Source organism: Pseudomonas sp. 2822-15, from assembly GCF_002742515.1.
Lineage (GTDB): Bacteria > Pseudomonadota > Gammaproteobacteria > Pseudomonadales > Pseudomonadaceae > Aquipseudomonas > Aquipseudomonas salomonii.
On sequence record NZ_LJRY01000135.1, the window covers coordinates 1 to 356 of the forward strand.

Annotated in this window: 1 pseudogene; it reads left to right on the forward strand. The window is 33.7% G+C overall.

Annotated features, from left to right (window positions below):
- Positions 1–22: 22 nt before the first annotated feature.
- Positions 23–356 (forward strand): annotated as a pseudogene (locus tag AOA59_RS00750) (aminotransferase); the annotation flags it as partial.

Genomic DNA, 356 nt, shown 5'->3' on the forward strand with positions numbered 1-356 from the left:
TCTATTAGGAGGTTCAATGTAAATGAGCGATTTTAATGGACTAGAAGTAAATGAATTAAAAGAACTACAAAATGAATTAAAGAACAAGTATGCTACATACCAAAGTCAAGGGCTAAATTTAAATATGGCGTGTGGAAAACCGAGTGCAGACCAGCTAGATTTATCAAACGGTATGCTCGATATACTAACTTCTGATGATGAATTTAAAGCACAAGATGGAACGGATATAAGGAATTACGGAGGACTTGATGGTCTTCCTGAAATGAAAGAATTTTTTGCGGAAATATTAGAGGTTAGCCCTAAGGAAGTATTAATTGGAGGAAACTCAAGTTTGAATTTAATGCATGATACTATAA